The organism is Bacillus sp. AY2-1, from assembly GCF_008368965.1.
GTDB lineage: Bacteria > Bacillota > Bacilli > Bacillales > Bacillaceae_G > Bacillus_A > Bacillus_A thuringiensis_S.
In genome coordinates this window covers 1-16,246 of sequence record NZ_QPEL01000073.1, presented here as the reverse complement: position 1 = coordinate 16,246, position 16,246 = coordinate 1, and the positions used below count along the sequence as shown (strand labels likewise).

Sequence of the window (16,246 nt, the reverse complement as noted above, 5' to 3'; positions counted from 1 at the left end):
AATTACATACCTATATTTTATGTTTTGTTTTATACAACATAAATTTTATTAGAAAGAAGGTTTAAAATATGTACGAAGATTTTAATCCATATTTACCTCTGTATAGAGAGGATAATTATGGATATGATGATTCCTCAGAAAATAAATCTTTGGATAATGAATATCGTGCAACAGATTATAGTTTTTATGTTGGGCAAACAATTGCAGCTCCAGCAAATACAAGTTATTTTTCTATAGGAACTCCTATATTTATTAGAAGGACTTTTGGTCATGGTCAAAATCAACAGGTAGAGGTAATATATCAAAGTCCCTTTGGCTTAAGAACGGTGATTATTTCTGCAATAGAGGTAGAGGTAATATATCAAAGTCCCTTTGGCTTAAGAACGGTGATTATTTCTGCAATAGAGCTTGATGGTCCAATAGTTCCTTGCCCTAGCCAAAATCGTCCAACACTTCGCAGAGGAAGCACTGGATATTGGGTTGTAAAACTTCAAGAATTTCTTCAGAAGTTTGGATATTATTCAGGAAGAATTGATGGTCAATTTGGCCCTATAACTGATGGAGCAGTAAGAAATTATCAAACTAATCGTAGACTTCTTCCAGATGGAATTGTTGGTCCGAAAACTTGGTGTCAACTTGAGAGAGACGGTTTTTCTGAAGGTTCCGGTCCAATAGTTCCTTGCCCTAGCCAAAATCGTCCAGTACTTCGTAGAGGAAGCACTGGATATTGGGTTATAAAACTTCAAGAGTTTCTTCAGAATATTGGATATTATCCAGGAAGAATTGATGGTCAATTTGGCCCTGTAACTGATGGAGCAGTAAGAAATTATCAAAGTAATCGTGGACTTCTAGCAGATGGAATTGTTGGTCCGAAAACTTGGTGTCAGCTTGAGCAAGACGGTTTTATGATTCAAAGAGAAGAATTTTGCCCTAGTGAAAATCGTCCAACACTTCGTAGAGGAAGCAATGGACATTGGGTTGTAGAACTTCAAGAGTTTCTCCAAGCGAATGGATATTATTCAGGAAGAATTGATGGTCAATTTGGTCCTGTAACTGATGGAGCAGTAAAAAATTATCAAAGTGATCGTGGTCTTCTAGCAAATGGAATTGTTGGTCCAAAAACTTGGTGTCAGCTTGAGCAAGATGGTTTCCCTAAAAATTATCCTTGCCCTAGTGAAAATCGCCCAACACTTCGTAGAGGAAGCACTGGACATTGGGTTGTAGAACTTCAAAAGTTTCTCCAAGCGAATGGATATTATTCAGGAAGAATTGATGGCCAATTTGGTCCTGTAACTGATGGAGCAGTAAAAAATTATCAGAGTGATCGTGGTCTTTTAGCAGATGGAATTGTTGGTCCAAAAACTTGGTGTCAGCTTGAGCAAGACGGTTTTTAAATCAAAGGAGTTTATTGGGTTTATTTGTTAAAGTTTATAGATTATTTTAAGAGCCTTATTTATAGGCTCTTTTTTTGTATAGTTATAATAAATTTGTGAAACATTATATTTAGTAATTAAAAGGGGTGAAATAAATAATGAATAAAAAGAAAGCACTATTATGTTTGTTAGTATTTATATTCAGTTATTTTCATTTTGAAAGCTATTCTTATGCAAATATTAATGTTTCGAAAATAAGTAGAGCTGTTTTGAATCTTAAAGATATTTCTGGTTTTAATTATAATGTTTATTTTTTTGCTCCTGAAGAAATTAAGAGTGATTATTATTTTTGTGGTGGAGGTGATGATAAAGTATATGTTGGTGATTACACTTTTGCGATTCAGAAACAAGGTGAGAAAAAAATTAATATGACACCTATTATATTAAAAGGGTTTCCTTACAATGAAACTCAAAAATCGGTTTTTTCTATAAAATCAAAATCTAAATTATATCCTGATCTAATTACGGTTTCACTTGAAATTGATTGCAATACAAAAGTTGGATACTTATATTATGTAAGTAAAGGAAAATTGGTACCATTAAATAGCTCTTTAAATTATGTTTTTCCACCAAGATTTAATCAAAAGAATCAGATAGAAACAATGAATTATAATAATACTGAAAATTCCCCTTGGGTCTTAAGTACTTATGTTTTAGATTTAAAAAACAATTCTTTGAAATTTGTAAATAGTAAATCTTTTTCTTTTAAACAAGGTCAAAATATGGTTGAGAATTGGTAGTGTTATTCTGATTTTATATTGAATTTTATAAAGAAATAAAGTAGTAATTATTTTGACTATTTTATAATGTTTTAAATATGAAATGTATCCAATATATTATCTTTTTCTTCCTCAACGATTCCAATATATCCTAATTTAATTTGTGGTGTACTATGATTAAGTATTTCTTGTAACATAGCTACATCTTTTGTTTATAGAACCAATAGCCGAAGGTTTTGCGCATGGTGTGGGTACTAATGGATTCTACGCCGGCAAAATCTCCAGATTTTTGCAATTATTTTTGCTCAGAACCACTAATTTTTTGTCAATTTAGGCAGGCTCTTATGTGAGATAACATAAGGGCCTATTTGCATGCTTTACCTTTTATATCAATGATTTCGGTGTGAGACATTTTTATATACTCCTTTTTGGTCAAAATTGCGTAACTTATTAATTTATAACAAAGAAAAATCCTCACAATAGGGCTTTTTTCTTTGTTACCTGTATTTTTTATCTTTAATCATTCTGGTAAGAACTAGCACTTATATTACCTTGTTGTATAACAAATGATAGGTATGGTTAGATTTCACTCCCCTTAATAAAGTCGTGTTTTCTAAAATCTCTTATAAATGAAAAAGTGAGGATGAAAACAGAAGAGTGAATATTTAAAATATGAACTCGAAGCTTGAAAAAATTTTAAAAGTTTTAGCACACTACGAAAAAAGGAGGAGTTCTTTACATGAAACATGTTAAGGCTTTTGCAGTAAAATTTGTATCAAATCTTATCCTTTTGTCCGTCATTCTCGGTTTCTTTTTTAACATGCAATTTAGAAACATCCTTTTAATAACTCTTGTTTTGTGTGCTGCAGCGTATTTAATTGGTGATTTACTGATATTACCTAGAACAAATAATACCGTGGCAACAATTATTGATTTTGGTTTGGCATTTGTAGTCATCTGGTTGATGAGTGAGAACCTAACATACGGAGATGATGAGTTGATTATGTCGCTCATCGCTGCTATTGGTGTTGCATTATTTGAATACATGTTCCATCGTTACTTGTCCAAAAATATTCTGTCTGACAGATTAACAAGAGAACGACCAGCAAACACACTACAATACCAAACAGAAGCTTCAAAAGAACTGACGCCGGTCCTTTCAGATGTAATGACAGATACTACAAATAAAATAATGAGTGATGAGGATCTTATCAAGCAAGGTTTGCTAGAAGATACTGGTAATAGACTATCTGAGGCAGACCCAGAAAATCAACCTGAACAAACTCCGAAATATCTAGGAGACGATCACTAATGGCATGTAAAATTTCAGAGCTCGGCGCTGTTATAGCAGCAGAAATTGGCAGTACCGAAACGCCAGCTGATTCAAATAAAACAAAATACGGAAAGTGGTACGGGCAAGACGGTCAACCGTGGTGTGATATGTTTCAAGCATGGTGTGCAAATCAAGTAGGGGCTACGGATATATGCGGTAAGTTTGCTTACACTCCGTATCATGCTAGTTTTTTTAAGAACAAAGGCGCGTGGTACACAACCCCGAAAAAAGGTGATTATGCATTCTTCCATAACGGCAAGCGCATTTGCCATATCGGATGGGTAGAGAAAGTTATTGATAGTAACACTGTGCAAACTATCGAGGGGAACACAGGGAGTGGTTCGAACGCTGATGGTGGACAAGTACAACGTCGCAAGCGTTCCATTATCGGAACACCAAAGTGGAAGATCGTTGGCTTTGGACGTCCTGTATATTTAGATGAGGTTAGTGCGGGAGAACCTGTTAACACCACTCATCACGTTCAAGAGTATAAGGTTAAACAAGGTGACAGCCTCTGGGATATATCACAAAAATATCATGTAAGTGTAGATGATATTAAAAAAGTAAATCCAGGTATTGACGAAAAGAATCTTCCAGTTGGAAAAGAGCTCAAGATACCTAATACAGGAGGACCTGCTAATATTCCTCCTCAAATGCAAACGTATGAGGTTAAAAAAGATGACACCCTCTATAAACTACACCAAAGATTTAATGTAAGTGTAGATGATATTAAAAAAGTAAATCCAGGTATTGACGAAAAGAATCTTCCAGTTGGAAAAGAGCTCAAGATACCTAATACAGGAGGGCCTGCTAATATTCCTCCTCAAATGCAAACGTATGAGGTTAAAAAAGATGACACCCTCTATAAATTACACCAAAGATTTAATGTAAGTGTGGATGAGATTAAAGAAGCAAATCCAGGTATTGACGAAAAGAATCTTCCAGTTGGAAAAATTATCAATATACCTAAACTTAATACAGGAGGGGACGGCAGACCAACACCACCGCCCGGACTATCACCAAGCGGTGATAACTTTAATAAAGTATGGAAATTTTTTAAAGACCTAGGATTTTCAGATGAAGCAACTGCTGGTATCATGGGTAATTTACAACAGGAGTCTCAAATGGACCCAACAAGTAAACAAGGCAATGGTCGTAAACCTGGACGAGGGCTTGCTCAGTGGGAAACTAACAAAATTAGAGGTGGATCAGGACGTTGGGAAACACTAGAAAAGTTTGCTAACCGCAATAATTTGGATAAGTGGGATTTATATACCCAACTTAAATTCATTTGGTGGGAGTTAACTGAAGAACCTTGGATTAAAAGTCAGGTAAAAAAATATGCGGGTAGTTTGGAACAGTTTATGAAAATTAAGAACATTGACGACGCAATAATAAAATGGGAGAAAATGTATGAACAAGCAGGTAATCCAGTTTTAGAGGACCGTAAGAAATTTGCTAATGCTATTTATACCCGATTTGCAAGAGTATAGGTATGAGGGATAAGCAACTGTTGCAACCTTGTTCTTAAATCGAGTTAAAGCTCCAGGGTTTTCGAAAACGGTTTGAAATATGATATATCAATCAGTTCAATATTCTCTTGTCACTGATAGAAGACTTTTGGCGCAATCAGAACGTGGAAACAAAAAGTGTATTTCTATATCCTTATAGGGAGATGCCTAAAATCAACGATGAATTTGAAATTGACTATTTCGTTGACCAATATAAGGCTAGTTCAGAAAAGGAAAAAAAGCTTCCGAAAAAGCGAGACTTCTTGGTTTTTTAGGATTGATTTGAACTATTCACCACTTAACGCCTTGCCGGACTGTTTGAAGTGGTGATAGTTCAATTCTTTATCAATATTAAATAGCAATAAAGTGTTTTATATTAGCCCCAAACCTAATCGAGGAAGATAGCCGACTTTGCCACTTTTCAAAATTTGTACTTGGTCATAGAATAGAGCACCACCCCATGGTCCTTCTTCATCGTTTGTGCTTGGGATTTTCCACCTCAAAGAGATGACTTCAGTACCTCTAGGAACAGGAACCGAAAACGAAGGAGATTCGAATTTAGGTTCAGGCATAAGCTCTAAATCATTGGTAACTAAATGCAGTCTTTTTGTATATGTTTTCACCAATTCTGTTCGATACAAGGCCAAATGAGCTAATTCTATTACCTTAGAATCTTCATCTTTTAAAGCCTTTTCTAACGCTAGACGCGTACTGTCTCCTGTTGCGATTCTTCCAAGACTTACTACCGCAAAAAAACGTATAGTCGCGCATTTATGTTTTAATAATCGAATTAGATAGGGTACTGCATTTTCACCAAGAGATTCCCATAGATAGGATCCACTTAAATGATAATCAAAGGCAATATTATTATTGGTATATTCACAATCATCTGGATTCCAACGAGAAAAAAGTACTTCAGGATTAGGTCTATTGACTCCAACTAGCAACTCATCACCAACAAAAATCTGATTAGGATTAGAAAGTTGATTAGCTGCAGCTAGGTTTGTTACAGTTTGATTAAAATGGGCTGCTAAGCACTCTAAAGTATCGCCGAATTGTACTACATAGTAAGGGTATCCACCTACTTTGCCGTATTCTATCGCAGGATTGGGAATATAAATTGGCTGATTAATAAAAATTAAGTTGGGATTACAAATTACATTATTTTCCATGATGGTTTTGGGCGTGAAGCCAAACTGTGCAGCAATTCCAGCTAAAGTGTCGCCAGGTTTAACTATATATATCATGCTATTTCACCTCTATTGCCTATATTATTCATTAAGGGTAAAGAGGTTCAATTTAATTTTATAAAAAGTACATCAGTATCCCTTCTAATTGATAATATTAGACTACATAACCTAGCTGTATAACTATTTCTTCAAAGATTATTTAAGCGGAAAAACATAATGATGTACATACTATTTTCTCAATAAGTGTTAGCATGTCTATTAATGTAATTCATTGTACAATTCTTCATGGCAGCGGGGAAGCTGATAAAGTCGAGTGTATCTAAAGAAAAAAATACACAGAGTATAATTATGAATTACAAGGGCTTGATGAAAAGGTAATGAAAAAGCGGTGAAACTTAATGGATTTAAATAACTTCGGAAAGAAGCATTCTTACGCGTGTTCCATTCTGATAAAAAAGGCGTAACAGCTTGGGAAGAGGTTAAGAAAGTCGAACTTCCTGCGAAAGTAAAAGAAAAGTTACGCGTGAAATAAGCCATTTATAACGGCAGAATTTCCTACATGAAGGGTTTGCCTCTTTTTTGCCTATTTACGCCAAGAAACCTAGAAGAAATAGTATGTAGTCAAGTCCTGAATAGTGGTGTTTTAGTACCCATTTCATATTATTTAACTTCTCTAATGTTCTATAGGTTGTACGTCTTTAATTTCTTTTGAATTATCAGCCATTGCCTCAATCTCTTTGAAATCAATGTTTTGAATGTAACATATTTTTTAATTAGCCCTAGCATAACAAGCTTTTTATACCATCCTATTAAAATAAGCGTAACGAATGTAACTTTTCATGTAGTTTGTTACATTAGATAAAATAAGAAAACCCACCTTAGATAAGATGGATTTTCTAAATTTTTATTCTAAGTTTGTTTGTTACAACCACTCGCATCTAATTCGACAGTGATAATCATCCACTCCCAATCTTCTGCATTCTATATAACAAGGATCATTTTCCCAAGGAGGCCGAGTTACTAGTATTGAGTAAGGGTTATATCCATAGAGTGCTGTAGGTGTTTGTGAGGTCTGCATTGAGTATGGAATGGACAAGTAGCTAGGTCTTGGTGGGTATTTAGGGGCACAATGCATGTCACATTCATAAGAAGGGTATGAATAAGGTGGATTTTCGCATTTTTTCATACATTCATAATATTCAGGTGGATATTCATGTTGATATTGACGATAATACAAAGACAATCACTCCTTATCTTAAACTTAGTTTTTATAATACTATATTTGATTGTATACCTTTTAGCTGATTGTCTATTTATAATTGGGTGAGTGCCAGAGTAAGCGACCTCAAACCTTTCTTACATAGCCATATACTTACGAGATATTGAAGCAAATGAAACCATACCAATACATGATCTATTATGAAAAATGCAAAAGAAACGTATACCATTTGCTGTATTATATGATAAATATGGCGGTACAGCTGGTTAGGTAACAATTGAAGATATTTTAGAAGAAATTTTAGGTGATATCCGTGATGAATATTATGGAGATGAGCTTTCACCGATTCAGCAAATGATTAAAGAACATGTTATTGTAGAAGGTAAAGTACTTATTAGTGAATTAAATGATTTACTAGGATTACATATGAATGATAGTGATGTTGATACAATTGATTTGAGCATGATGTGGAAAAATTAAAGCAGCTCTACACTCTTCTGCTAAGTTTTAGGGGGTTCTAAATAAGTTTGTTTAACCAACATATCACTTGTGTAAAAAGGAACACGTACAATAAAACCCCGATTAAGTCCGGTAACGGAGAATCGGGGTTTTGAAATAATATTTATTATCATTGGACTGCATCTATGTTTAAGCCTGTCTCCCTATGACTGTTTTCAACGCATCGACCGAGGGCTGGAAATAATATTCTCCGCCTGTAGGAATAACAAACTCTTTCATGATATCCATCGATTTGTTCGTCGTATACGTGAAAGTGCGGCCTCTATTTCCATCACCGTTTTGTCCAATAATTGGGTCCTCTCCGGGTGGCGGGCAAATATCGACTGAGTTAGTACATTTAGAGCCAACAGGCAATTCCGGTGAATTGGCCCATCTCTTGGTCAGAAACTCAAATTGAAAATCGATTCTGGTCTGATAACACAAAAACATCAATCCCCGGTTGCCATTTTCCATATCGTTATATGGAGGCATTGAAAGGTTCACGTTTAGTGGGCTGCCAAAAGGAATCCCGCGTCTGAGTATTCGTCGGGTCAGGCTGGAAAATTCACTTACTATATCTGTAGCCGAGTCCCTTGGGTTAACCTTTCGGATATGTGCCGATATAGGGCACCGTCTGCCAAAAGAATCTTCTTTCGCTTGTGGGAAAGGGTCAGCGTAATTCAAGTTGGGGCTCAATTTTATATTGGTAGTATCAGATCCATATAAGAAATGGTTGTTTGCGTGATTATCTTCAGCTAACTCCTGGTTATCTGTTTCAGGAGAACGCATAAGCGGTGCCCCGCTTGGCCAACGCCCTACCATTTTCGTTCCCATAAGTGTCGGGCACATATTTAACTCTTTGGCCTTCTCTAATACAAATTCCCAAAAGCCTGCTACATCCTGGCGAAGTCTACGCACGACCAGAAAGGAACCGTTGTTTGCCCAAACAGGCACACCATATTGTATAGGCAAGTCTTCGTTCTCTACGGGAACCGGATCTGGAGATTGATCGTTTTGGCATGGATATCCGAAAACGAACTCCCCTGGCCATACTAATTTTTCACCCGGCTCTGCATCAGTGAGAAAGGCTTTATCTGATGGGTCAATCCAACGTTTGGTGAGCATATCTCCTGATGCAGTGGAGAAACGTCCCCGTACGGCTGGTTGTGAAATCCCGTCCCGAAAACCGAAATGTTCATGCCCTGGCAGGTCGTTACGATTTCTTCCAGCTTCTTCATAAACTAATTTCAAGCCGCTTTCGATGGTTGAATTCTTCTTTATCTCCTGCACCTTTTTATCAAGCTCCAACTCCGAGTCACTGGCAATAATGAGAAGAACCTCTGGGGAATTAGCATCGCCTCCAATCACCCAGTTTTTAGGGTTCCCTTCCGAAGTTTGGTCCTTAGGGTCTCCAAGCGTTCCCGAACGCTTTTTCATTCCAAGTGTAAAAGGTCCATTTTTTGAAAAGTCCTTAAGTAATTCTTCCGAAACCAGTTTTTTTAGTCCAGCATATGAAAAGGCGATATTCATCCAAGTAGCAATTAAGCCAGTTGGTTCCGATCCTCTCCTGGCCCACATCATTTGATACAAACGATTGAACGTCACAACCTCTTGTGTGGTGGAAATCTGTGAACTGATGGACTGAATCCATTGTTTTGCCAAATTAGGGTCGACAATTTCGAAAAAGAGAAATTGCTGAAAGTCTTTGTTGAATCCACCCAAGATGTTACCTTGAATCTGATCTACATGCAATAAAGGTTCTTGCTCTAGAGGGGCTACATTATTTTTATTGAGCTCTTCGTTTTCAAAGGGTGCCATAGCAACTTTCCTCCTTTTTACCTGATGACGCGCGTTGGTAATATTTCATTGTCTCCAGCGACAAGACCTGCGGGTCTAACCGCATCATCCGATGAACCAGGACATGTAAGCAACGGGTTTTGTATAGAATGATGCTTACTGGCTACTCCAGTCAATTTCATGGTAATACTTTCAGCAATTTGTCCACCAAATTCGATAGGGCGGCCATCGATTGTCATATCACCTACTTTGAAATTTGCAGATGCAGGAACTTCATATACGGCTCGTAAAACCTGTCCTTTCTGACCGCGCAAAATGGTCCAGTACTGAGCGGGATCACTACCATCAGGCGCTTCAAAACCGCTTGTATCTAAGTCGGAAATATAGAGACCTACGGGATCTTGCAGTGTAATCATCAATCCTTGCTGAGCCAATTTATTTACCTGAAATCCGATAGTCGGATCGCTGAATCGTTGAGCTTCACCGAAACGGGAGCAATTGATTAGAGCAGTTGGCTCATTAATCATTTCCCCATGAGCGTCCTTACGCAAAATTGTTGCGCGAGCTGCAATGTTAATTTCAGCAGATAAAGTGTTGTTTGGTTGGATTAGATGCATCGCGCCATGCGTGGTATTCCACTTGTTGTTAGGGTTATAGGTTCCATCTGGATTCAGGAGATCCGTCAAGCTTACGTCCTTGCTAATGTATTTTTGATACATTGCCAAGAGTACGTCTTTACTACCCTGAGCGCCTGCCGTTCTAGGACCACTATATCTTGTAGGATACCCATCCGCTAATGATTGCCAATACTCAGGTCCCTCACAAGTAAAGGTGACTCGTAACACTTTATTTTCTTGGTCTCTTTCTGTATGCCACTCGCAATACTCATCATGTTGCCGAATTCCATTAGGATTCAATTTTTCTGCCGCTGGCAGATATAAATCTGGATTGTTGTGATTACGGATTTGAATCACTCGTGGAAAGGCGTTCCAAGTAATGTCAAGCGTTTGCATGTCCGATGAAGTTTCAGTGATAGACGGATTATAGAATTGGGGTATACCTCCTAATGCCGCCAATTCCTGTTGAACGTCCTGGATGTTACTATTGAAAAAATCGGAGATGATTTCATGCCAAGCCTCAACCTGATTAGGGATAGAGTCAAAGTCCTTTAAGTTACCTGGAGAATGAAAACGTCTTACAATTGTCATTATGATTATTCCTCTCTTAATTGATTTTTATTGGTAAATAGTAGACGGATTTAAACATCTGATTCTGCTCAGATTCAGACGAAACTATTACATTAACAATTAGGATCCAGATTTTCACTACACCAGCATCCTCGAATGAGAAAGTTATTTTTCAGCTTTATGAGTTTGATAAAGTCTTTCTGTTCCTGCAATAATATCTAGTGACAGGACATTCTTAATAAGGTTTGGAGAATTTGAAGGAAACATAATCGCTCATGGAACATTGGAATGAGCTAAACCTAATATATGTCCCATTTCGCGCAATGCAACAGTTCTACATCAAATGCGTTCGGAGAAGTCCCAATACTTCAAGTGTGCTCACTATTATCAAAACCTCCCATAATATTATTGAAGTAGTGTCTTCTCACGACTTGAAGGCAAGTCGTATCGCGTTCCCCATTTTTTAGAAATATCTTTCGTTTCAATATCAAATGCATAGGCTATCCGTTTCTCGTCCCAGGGACATAGTGCTGAAAAGTCTATTGCTGTAACCGCTAGTATATCGGGTACTCCGCATGTGGACTTTGTCATTAGCTCACGAGTCCGCTCAGTAAACGTCTTAGTTTCTGCTAATCCATAAAACCTTTGAAACTCGAAAATATTCTTAGATATTTAAAATTCTAATGCCTGAGAATCGTAGAGGGCTTTCCAAAGATAGCCAAAAAAGCAGGGAAAGTCCCGAACGTTCTTAAGATTCTTGCCACTCCTCCTCTATTTGTGGGTATAACTCTACCGTTTTGAGAAAAGGGCTTCATTTTTAATTTGCGCATTTTCATTAGTCAAATTGAGAGGGTTTGAATGGTTTATCATTTTAAAAACCTCCAACTCAAAGTGTAGTATTAACTATTATTTAGGTTTTTATTACAGAAAGAATTAAATCTATGTGACCGCTAAAAGATTAAAAACCAATCCTTTTAAATTGGATAATAATCGATATAATCGTTAGATTATAGTTTTTACTTTGATATGCATAAATATCGTAAATAATAGGAGAATCTAAACGGTTTGGCAAATTTGCTTTAACTAAAAAAATCGATGGGGTAATCAACATGTTTACAGATTATAAATGCTACATAGAGATTTATTCCTAGGCTTTTTGTAGCAGGAAGAAAAAATAATCTACATAAAATTTGTAGAGAAGGAGGCTTTTCTATAATGGGTTCAAATGAAGGATTTGATCCTATTTTCTTAGGAGAAGAGTTTCCTATTTCATTTCCGTGTTTACGTGAAGATATAAGTCAAACTGCATTAGAAAGAGCTAAAATTTATGCATTTACACATTTTTTAATTGTTATGAATAAAGAACGGAAATTTGCGTTTTATGGAGTAAATAATACCGATGTAGAAAAAATATACAGTTGAATAGATGTGATAACGGGCACCTGGATGAGAGGCTTAAGAATAAAAATCAGGTAGGAGACTGGTTATATGCAGGAGGCCAGGCGGACTTGTGGGGTAGGGGTTACCTTGTTAGAAGAGAGGATGTAGACTGTGGAAACCTAGATGAAGCAGAGAAAATAAATTGTAATTCATTTTGCTTTGCAAATATTGCTCCTCATCATAAGGAATTTCAGCATACAAAATGGGGCAATATAGAAATTTGTATTATTAGTAAAAGCAAGAGTAGAAACAAGAAATTTTCAATTTTTATACTCCCTATCTTTTCAAAAAATGATAGGGAGTACTGTGGATACCAAAAACCTTTAGGTTGTGGAATTAAGATATCAGCTGGTTTTTGGAAAGTAGGTTTTTATATTAATCATCATTCAGTAGCATTCAAAATAATGCAGGATGATTACTGGATAGATAACCTGGAGGAGGAAAGTCGGTCTTCTACAAAATATCAATAGCTAGAAAGAATGGATGTAGTAACAATATACCAAGTTCCTTTAACAACTATAAATGCAGTTACAGGAATAATATTTGATGAACATCTTTATGAGACGAACCCTCCACGTTATCATGCTAACATTAATACTAAAAGAGCCAAAATTGTTATTCCTAAAGCACACATAATTCGAAAGAAAACAGATTTAATATTAGAGTAGTTTGAAAATAACAATCATTAATTTTTCTAATTTATAGTTGATATAAAATAACTGATTGATATATTGCAATCGAAATATTTAGACGATAAAGAACTAATATCACTATTTTAAATAAATAAGGTATCAGTTCTTTATAATTACTTTAACACGAAATTATGTAGGTGGGAGATGAAATGGCATCGGGCAAGGGATGACAGGAAGCTATCTTAATCGTTCGAATTGAAGTTAATGGTTTGGAATATATTTTTAGGGGAGGGAAATAATACTTGTGATAAATCTTGTTTGGAGGTCGAATAATGAAAAATCTAGATGGTACAAAGAAAAATTTAGTCACAGGTAAACCAGATATAAGTAATCTTAAAAATTGTATTGAAGATGTTAGAAAAGCAGCATTAACCAATATTGATGGACCAGAGGATCCAACTAATTACCATGAACTACGTGGGAGATTAGAAACTTTACGAGATAAGTTGCCTCCTTTATACCGTGATACAATGTATAAACCTTTTATCAAAACACTCGATGAATTGGGACAAGAAGGGTTTACTAGAATATTATTGAGGGACCCAAAAAGAGAAAAAAAAGCAGGTTTAATGCTAGACATTGCTCAGGCTATTCTTCAGCATGGCGAAGGGTATAAACCTAATGCTACAGGGGCTTTTCAAGAATTAGTAAGTGATCTTTATGATGGTTTTTTGAGCTTAGAAGATAGAGCAGGAGTTAAACCACCAGATTTGAGTATTATTCCGCCACTTGTTAAATGGGGAAATCCAAAGGCTGGCCCATATACTTGGCCAGTAGATGCAACTTCTATTTTTGGGGTGGAGGTAGCTGTTGTTAATCTCCCGCCAGTTAATGCGACACAAGGTCTTTTGGCTTGGTCAAGTATAGGACATGAAACAGGCGGTCATGACATATTACATGCTGATACTGGATTACTGGCTGAGTTAGCTGAAAGTGTAAGAACAGAGTTGGAGGAACAAAATTTTGGACATGATTTATCTGAATATTGGGCTTCCCGTATTGATGAAACTGCGTCTGATGTTTTAGGTATATTGAATTTAGGTCCTGCGGCAGCGATAGGTTTAGTCGGTTATTTTCGTGGTTTAAATGCGGCCTTTACAAGACAAGCTATCCTTAGAAATGAGGGACCTGATCAAGATCGTCATCCAGCTGATATATTAAGAGGATATTTAGGAGCGTATGCTGTAGGGTTGCTTGAATTTGATCAAGCGAAAGAATGGGAGAAGATAATTGAAACTGAAGTAGATAAAGATCTCTCAGAGATTCAACTAGAGGGAATAGCAATAAGTAATGATGAGGCTAAGAAATCAGCTCAAATTGTTGCTTCTACTATAGTGAAGAGAAAATTAATTAGTCTGGAAAACCATAGTTTAAATCAGATTCAAAACTGGAAAAATAAAGATGAGTTAATTGTTGCCCAGTTACGCTCTTCATTAAATACATTGGGTTCGTTGCCTGAAGAATACAAATCAGGAATTTATGCGGCTCATATAGTTGCTGCTGCTGTTACAGCCGCTATTGCTAAAGATGGAGATGTTGCTGTGATTTTTGATAGGATGATTACGTCGTTAAAAGCAATGCATGATTCTAATCCTTCTTGGGGACCTTTATTTGTGTTACACCCTGGAGATATTGTACGACACTTACTTTATCGTAATTAACGTCAATACGTAATATATTGGTGAATCATACCCCAGATAGTGCAAACATCAAATAAATTGCCTATCTGGGGTTTTTATATGGATTTGTATCTTATCCTTCGCTAAAACAATGTAAAAGATAAATAGAAAATAAGTTATCTTTTTTATAATGAAAGTCACTAGAAACAACTAGTAAAGAATCTACACAGATTTCTTTTCAGAATAACTTTTGCATATAATTGGAAAGGGCAAATTAAAATTATGCCTAATTCGTTGCTAGAAAGTCTATGAACAGTCTAAAAAGAACACCTCTTCGAAGAACTGCATGGGAAAGGACGTACAAGTCGTCCTCATTCTAATTTAATTGTTATTTGGAAAAAACTAAAGAAAGCGGAAATTCATATTGTATTTAGGGAAAAGGATCTCCAATTTTAAAAAGTTAGAGGAAATCGAAAAGGAGGTATTGAAAAAGAAACGCTAATCACATTATGAAAATATATACCGGTAATACAAAAAATATCGATTTAATTCTCAATAAAAAGCTATTATTTCTGTATACGAAATTGTGGATGAAATAGGTATTTATAGTAGTTTCATAAAAGTGAGGCTCGTTAAAATGAATGCATTAAGTGATAAAAAAGAATGTAAATGAACTTGAAAAATCATTTGAAGAAACAATAAAAATGTGATACGCAATTCATTAAACTGGCATTAAATTATTTGGAAACAAGAAGGGAGTCAAAATAAATTAAATATCGAGCGTACTAATCATGCACGAATATAACTTAATGACGGAGGAATTCTTTAGGAATCAACATGAATGTATGGAAAAAGTCATATAAGAATATACGATATGTAAAAATCTAGGGGGGAACGATGGCGGAAATTGCAAGAGTGATTAGGGGACATACTTTATATGTAGTTAAGTTGTTAGATTCAAACACTCGATGTCATAAAGAGGACACTGTTTAGATAAGCTTGAATAAAGTCTTTTTCAGCTATATGAGAGATAAATTCGCATATAAAATCGTTAAGCATTCCTGTACATTCAAATTAGAATTGAATTTATAAAGGTACATATAGTCACTATTGTTATTAAAAGATATAAAAAGAGAGGACTCCGGTATAATATTGGAGCCATCTCTTCCATATTTAATTTTTAAAAAGCTCTTATTATGTTGTCAATTTTATTGAGATAGTTCAAATGTATAAGGTGAATATTTGTCTTTGCGATTAAAAAAATTTATAGTTTGAAGTTTTATACATAATAAAAATGCTATATGGCAGAATAACCATACAAGGTTTTTTGAGTTAGAAAACTTTTCTGTTTTACATAGTATTTTATTTGGAACGAATCCCTTATAAATAAAGCTAAATGATTCTTATTTATAAATAGGGAAAAAAGTTCTCTTATATCTTTTCCCAAAGGAATATATTGCCAAATCGTATTCTTGATTATTTATCTCAATAGTATTATGTTCACTAAGAGTATCGGCAAAACGTGCAACTCCTAAAGCTACTAATCCTTCTGGGCTAAGGCCTATCAAACCACCACCCTTTTTCTTAAAGAGTAAAACGTTATTACTA

General features: G+C 35.6%; 11 protein-coding genes and 4 pseudogenes. 9 read left to right on the top strand and 6 right to left on the bottom strand.

Annotated features, from left to right (window positions below):
• The first annotated feature begins 68 nt into the window (after positions 1–68).
• On the top strand, positions 69–1,394 hold the full coding sequence (locus DN403_RS18310; protein WP_149185659.1) for a peptidoglycan-binding domain-containing protein: 1,326 nt from the start codon (positions 69–71) through the stop codon (positions 1,392–1,394).
• A gap of 137 nt (positions 1,395–1,531) precedes the next feature.
• Positions 1,532–2,173, top strand: coding sequence for a hypothetical protein (locus tag DN403_RS18305; RefSeq protein ID WP_098291687.1), 642 nt, complete (start codon positions 1,532–1,534; stop codon positions 2,171–2,173).
• A 71-nt stretch (positions 2,174–2,244) separates the two neighbouring features.
• Here the strand turns inward: DN403_RS18305 and DN403_RS18300 are convergent.
• A pseudogene (locus DN403_RS18300) lies at positions 2,245–2,447 on the bottom strand (tyrosine-type recombinase/integrase); the annotation flags it as partial.
• A 444-nt stretch (positions 2,448–2,891) separates the two neighbouring features.
• On the opposite strand from DN403_RS18300, the gene DN403_RS18295 reads away from it, so the two are divergent.
• Positions 2,892–3,464, top strand: a complete 573-nt coding sequence (locus DN403_RS18295; protein ID WP_149185658.1) for a YndM family protein — start codon at positions 2,892–2,894, stop codon at positions 3,462–3,464.
• Positions 3,464–4,978 carry a phage tail tip lysozyme gene (locus DN403_RS18290; RefSeq protein WP_149185657.1) on the top strand — a complete coding sequence of 505 codons (1,515 nt, stop codon included), beginning with the start codon at positions 3,464–3,466 and terminating at the stop codon, positions 4,976–4,978. Before DN403_RS18295 ends, DN403_RS18290 begins: the two co-directional genes overlap by 1 nt.
• Positions 4,979–5,367: 389 nt before the next feature.
• Here DN403_RS18290 and DN403_RS18285 read toward each other — a convergent pair whose 3' ends face one another.
• A complete protein-coding gene (locus DN403_RS18285; RefSeq protein ID WP_149185656.1) occupies positions 5,368–6,243 on the bottom strand; it encodes a LysM peptidoglycan-binding domain-containing protein in 876 nt (291 codons plus the stop codon).
• Between the two features lie 355 nt (positions 6,244–6,598).
• On the opposite strand from DN403_RS18285, the pseudogene DN403_RS32310 reads away from it, so the two are divergent.
• A pseudogene (locus tag DN403_RS32310) lies at positions 6,599–6,718 on the top strand (YxeA family protein); the annotation flags it as partial.
• 816 nt (positions 6,719–7,534) lie between these two features.
• A pseudogene (locus DN403_RS18275) lies at positions 7,535–7,882 on the top strand (CBS domain-containing protein); the annotation flags it as partial.
• Positions 7,883–8,053: 171 nt separating this feature from the next.
• Here DN403_RS18275 and DN403_RS18270 read toward each other — a convergent pair.
• The 3 genes from DN403_RS18270 to DN403_RS18260 all read right to left on the bottom strand — a co-directional run bounded on the left by DN403_RS18270 (position 8,054) and on the right by DN403_RS18260 (position 11,478).
• A complete protein-coding gene (locus DN403_RS18270) occupies positions 8,054–9,721 on the bottom strand; it encodes a Dyp-type peroxidase (protein ID WP_149185655.1) in 1,668 nt (555 codons plus the stop codon).
• A gap of 17 nt (positions 9,722–9,738) precedes the next feature.
• Positions 9,739–10,908, bottom strand: coding sequence for a hypothetical protein (locus DN403_RS18265; RefSeq protein ID WP_061667175.1), 1,170 nt, complete (start codon positions 10,906–10,908; stop codon positions 9,739–9,741).
• A gap of 384 nt (positions 10,909–11,292) precedes the next feature.
• Positions 11,293–11,478, bottom strand: a complete 186-nt coding sequence (locus DN403_RS18260) for a hypothetical protein (protein WP_141550226.1) — start codon at positions 11,476–11,478, stop codon at positions 11,293–11,295.
• Positions 11,479–12,102: 624 nt separating this feature from the next.
• On the opposite strand from DN403_RS18260, the gene DN403_RS18255 reads away from it, so the two are divergent.
• The 3 genes from DN403_RS18255 (at position 12,103) to DN403_RS18245 (ending at position 14,680) form a co-directional block, all read left to right on the top strand.
• The gene (locus tag DN403_RS18255; RefSeq protein WP_149185654.1) at positions 12,103–12,309 is read left to right on the top strand and encodes a hypothetical protein; all 207 of its coding nucleotides are present in this window, start codon (positions 12,103–12,105) and stop codon (positions 12,307–12,309) included.
• On the top strand, positions 12,306–12,797 hold the full coding sequence (locus DN403_RS18250) for a DNA/RNA non-specific endonuclease (protein ID WP_179958936.1): 492 nt from the start codon (positions 12,306–12,308) through the stop codon (positions 12,795–12,797). Before DN403_RS18255 ends, DN403_RS18250 begins: the two co-directional genes overlap by 4 nt.
• A gap of 494 nt (positions 12,798–13,291) precedes the next feature.
• A complete protein-coding gene (locus DN403_RS18245) occupies positions 13,292–14,680 on the top strand; it encodes a hypothetical protein (protein WP_149185652.1) in 1,389 nt (462 codons plus the stop codon).
• 1,361 nt (positions 14,681–16,041) lie between these two features.
• On the opposite strand, the pseudogene DN403_RS18240 reads toward DN403_RS18245, so the two are convergent.
• A pseudogene (locus DN403_RS18240) lies at positions 16,042–16,246 on the bottom strand (hypothetical protein); the annotation flags it as partial.

Excerpts from the sequence above, each read along its gene's own strand:
- DN403_RS18295 (WP_149185658.1), top strand. The coding sequence starts at position 2,892 with ATGAAACATGTTAAGGCTTTTGCAGTAAAATTTGTATCAAATCTTATC.
- DN403_RS18305 (WP_098291687.1), top strand. The coding sequence starts at position 1,532 with ATGAATAAAAAGAAAGCACTATTATGTTTGTTAGTATTTATATTCAGT.
- DN403_RS18310 (WP_149185659.1), top strand. The coding sequence starts at position 69 with ATGTACGAAGATTTTAATCCATATTTACCTCTGTATAGAGAGGATAAT.
- DN403_RS18270 (WP_149185655.1), bottom strand. The coding sequence starts at position 9,721 with ATGGCACCCTTTGAAAACGAAGAGCTCAATAAAAATAATGTAGCCCCT.
- DN403_RS18260 (WP_141550226.1), bottom strand. The coding sequence starts at position 11,478 with ATGACAAAGTCCACATGCGGAGTACCCGATATACTAGCGGTTACAGCA.
- DN403_RS18285 (WP_149185656.1), bottom strand. The coding sequence starts at position 6,243 with ATGATATATATAGTTAAACCTGGCGACACTTTAGCTGGAATTGCTGCA.
- DN403_RS18265 (WP_061667175.1), bottom strand. The coding sequence starts at position 10,908 with ATGACAATTGTAAGACGTTTTCATTCTCCAGGTAACTTAAAGGACTTT.
- DN403_RS18245 (WP_149185652.1), top strand. The coding sequence starts at position 13,292 with ATGAAAAATCTAGATGGTACAAAGAAAAATTTAGTCACAGGTAAACCA.
- DN403_RS18255 (WP_149185654.1), top strand. The coding sequence starts at position 12,103 with ATGGGTTCAAATGAAGGATTTGATCCTATTTTCTTAGGAGAAGAGTTT.
- DN403_RS18290 (WP_149185657.1), top strand. The coding sequence starts at position 3,464 with ATGGCATGTAAAATTTCAGAGCTCGGCGCTGTTATAGCAGCAGAAATT.